Source organism: Neobacillus drentensis (assembly GCF_036965425.1).
GTDB classification, from domain to species: domain Bacteria; phylum Bacillota; class Bacilli; order Bacillales; family Cytobacillaceae; genus Neobacillus; species Neobacillus drentensis_F.
Window position 1 is genome coordinate 7,988 of record NZ_JBALPP010000063.1, and the last position, 3,745, is coordinate 11,732.

The 3,745-nt window shown below is 34.5% G+C and carries 3 protein-coding genes; all 3 read left to right on the plus strand.

Translation table 11 applies throughout. The features are described from left to right. The first annotated feature begins 198 nt into the window (after positions 1-198). The 3 genes from V7161_RS16840 (at position 199) to cudC (ending at position 3,355) form a co-directional block, all read left to right on the plus strand. Complete coding sequence (locus tag V7161_RS16840) at positions 199-711, plus strand: CBO0543 family protein (protein WP_335714116.1); 513 nt, start codon at positions 199-201, stop codon at positions 709-711. Between the two features lie 647 nt (positions 712-1,358). After that, the gene (locus V7161_RS16845) at positions 1,359-2,291 is read left to right on the plus strand and encodes an aminoglycoside phosphotransferase family protein (RefSeq protein ID WP_335714117.1); all 933 of its coding nucleotides are present in this window, start codon (positions 1,359-1,361) and stop codon (positions 2,289-2,291) included. 497 nt (positions 2,292-2,788) lie between these two features. Next, positions 2,789-3,355, plus strand: coding sequence for a choline uptake/conversion transcriptional regulator CudC (cudC, locus tag V7161_RS16850; protein WP_335714118.1), 567 nt, complete (start codon positions 2,789-2,791; stop codon positions 3,353-3,355). Positions 3,356-3,745 lie beyond the last annotated feature (390 nt).

Consider the following 3,745-nt stretch of genomic DNA (forward strand, 5'->3'; position numbering starts at 1 on the left):
AAACGGCATTAGGATGCTTAAAATGTGAATTTATCCCTTCTAACGGATGAAAAAATTGTCAAAATATGTTTCCATCCAACCTTTTTAAAAAGGAGCATTGCCTGTTGGCGGATAGTTAGCAATAGGAGGCAATACATATATTAATTAAAATTAATCATAATATAATAGCGGAAAATTTATTGTATTAGGATGGTGTAAATGTACATTATTGTACGCATGATGTTATGGATTCTTGCGGCATGGCGTTGGGGAGATTCGCGGAACTGGAAGAATTATCAGTCCACCTTTCTCTTTGTCATTCTGCTGGACTTGTTATATAACTTTCTTACATATAATTATCCATTGTGGGTATACGACCCTACCGATATTATTCCAAATCATACTTTTAACAATCTGCTTGTAGCGTTTCTCTCTTATCCATCCATTGTGTTTATATATTTAGGACGGTATCCAACGGGAAGGGTAAAACAGGTTGCCTGGATCATCTTCTGGGTGACCCTTTTGTCTGTTGTCGAGTTAATAAACTACATATTTGGTTTAATGAGTTACCATAATGGCTGGAATTTCGGGTCGTCTGTGATTTTTTATCTTGTTCAATTGCCTTTTATACGGCTCCATTACAAAAAGCCATTATTAGCCTATGGGCTGTCTGTACTGATCATTTTAGGAATGTTATTGCTCTTTAAGGTCCCTGTCAGCAAAATGAAATAAAACTAACTGTATTATAAATATTAAACTATTTAAAATTTCTCTGCCTAAATTGGGACCTTCTTCAAGAAGGAGAAATAAACAGGCGATCTTCCATCTCTATTTTATTAGCCCCAATTATTAAAAGGGTTTCCATCCGGAATATTCCAACGTTACTACCTTATTCTTATAATTTCATAGGTGTATTATCATTCAATTAAAAACGGCATTAGGATGCTTCAAATGTGAGTTTATCCCTCTTAACGGATGAAAAAATTGTCAAAATATGTTTCCATCTGCTTCTGGCATTTAACTCATGTATGTTTTTGCAGTATGTTTATTAATATTTTTGAATCATTTTTAAAAAACAAACTGTATAAACACTTACATTTATACCTTGCTTTTGAAGTTGCGCTTATTCAACAAACGGGCCAGTTTGTTAAATAACCATTTGAAAATCTAAAGCATTATAAAAATATTATTAAGCGAAAAAGCAGGATGTGAGTAAAAGTTTAGAATTTGGATGTATATAATAGTCTTTGAGTGGGGCGAAATGCTTTTTTCATAATATTAAGAGATAATAAACATTTTTTCATGGATTATGTTTTGATTAATTAAAGGTCGATTTTATTGCAAGTGGAAGTGCCCATACTATATAAAGGAGACTTATTATGATGGATAGCGGTATCGAGAATGCTGAGTTTGAATGGATTAAGAAAATGATTATAAGCAATTTTGAAAACATGAAAATTAATCATATAATGCAACTTGGTGAGGGCTGGATGAGTCGTGCCTACCTGATCAATCATGAGGTCGTATTTCGATTTCCAAAGGAAAAAGCCGGAGCCATTGATACAGAAAAAGAAATAAAGGCGTTACCGAACCTAAAAAAACATCTTTCTCTTAACATCCCGGAATTTATTTATTGTGGGAAACAAGATAATGGTTATCCTTTTGTCGGCTACAGATTATTGCCAGGTGAGCCCATGGATGAACAACTATTTTACACATTACCATCAGAAACAAAGAACAAAATCGCCCATCAAATCGCTGAGTTTATGGATCAGATCAGTTCATTCAGTGTTGAACAGGCGAAAAACTTAAATATACCTGAAAAGAATTTCTATCAATTTTACTTAGAGACCTTCAATGAGGTGAAGGAAAAAGCCTTTACTAAAATCAATCAAGATATGCAAACATATATTTCTTTTCGATTTGGAACATACCTAGAAAATAAAAACCATTTCAGATATTCACCTATGCTCCTTCATGCTGATTTATCGATGGACCATTTATTATTTGATAAAGAAAGACAAAAATTAACTGGAATCATCGATTTTGGTGACATGAAGATTGGTGACCCTGATTATGAATATTTATATTTGTTGGAAGAGTGTGGAGAAGAATTTACAAAAAAAGTGATGGAACTGAGAAAGGAAGAAAACGTTCAACATAAGTTCGAAAAGCTCTCTTTTTTCCTGACAGCTGATAACGTTGTACTATTATTGGAAGGCCTAAAAAGAAATAATAGAGAGATGGTAGAAGAGGCAGTAGATATCATTCAGTGTGAAATGAAGACAAAACACATTGGACACCGTAATTAAAACAGAGTTTATTTTTAAATGAAGAGAGATATTGTGTGAATACAAAAACGAGGAAACGGTGCAATAAATTTGAATCTGTTATTCAACAATTGGGCGCTTTTCTTCAATTTCACAAATTATAAATAAGCCGAAAATATGGCAAGTTTGCATTCACTTCATACATATTTTTTGGTTTTTTTTATACTCAAAAAACATACGCCATAAACAGCATTTTTTAATTACCAAATACATTTCCATCCAATCTTTTTAAAAAGGAACCTTTGCAAGCCTCTGAATCGGAACTGTGCTTATAGCTAGCTTGAGGCTCTTTGCTAAGACGGAGCAGGTTAGTGAAAAAAAGAAGAAAGTGAATTATTTCTGGTTTGCCTAATTTATATAGGTTATGATTTAGGTAAACGTGGTTGGACAATCGCGCGCGGGACTTAAATAGCGACCGGAATCAAGCCCTAAAGCCGTGAGCGTCCTAACCTATGAAATAATTTGAAGGGGGGTTACCCATGGACAAAAATAAACAATCGTCTGCTGAATCAGAAATCAACCAGGCCGAGGAAATAGTCATTCAAGCCATTGCCGAAACAATGGATTTGTACGGTATCACCCCGTCAATTGGCCGGCTCTATGCCATTATGTACTTTAAACATCATTCGATGACTCTAGATGATATGAAAGACGAAGTCGGTATGAGCAAACCTAGTATGAGCACAGCAGTCCGCCAATTACAGGACATCAACATCGTTCAGAAGGTATGGCAAAAAGGCTCCAGGAAGGACCATTTTGTAGCTGAGAAAAACTTCTTTAATTATTTTAGCCAATTTTTCGGAAGCAAATGGAAAAGAGAGGCTGATTTAAACCTTTCCGCCATTGAACAAGCGGAGCATCGACTTCAAGCAGTAATGGAAGATGAAGAAACCGAAGATAGGTTAAAAGAGAGAGCTAGGCTTGACTTACAACAATTAGAGGATTACAAGAAATACTGTTTATGGCTCCAACAACTGGTGGATTCAATCGAGTCCGGTGCAATTTTTGACTTTTTACCTGTGGACAATTTAATTTCAAAGAAATAAGGGAAAGTAGAGAAACTTCTGCAATACGATAGGGCATACTTCTTGAAGAAGAATGTGTCCTTTTTGAATTAGGCCATTTTGTGGAATAAAAGAAAGGATTATTTGTAAGTAAATCAAATAGGATCACTTAAAATTCGCTCAAGCAGTTATAAAATCCTTTTTCAACAAAACCCATAGTGGTGGTCTTAAATTTGCTAAGCTCCAAACTTGTTAGTGTGTCAGACCGTAAAAATAATAGAAAAAACACACCAAATTGCAAAAAAAAGCCTTTCAAAATAATTTTTTGAAGGCTCTTTTTTTCGTTTGAAAATGGGCTTCAAAAATGAAAAATGCGAATTCGATTTACTTAGCCAAATCTGGAAATACGGAAGGATTTCAGCAGTTCTCACA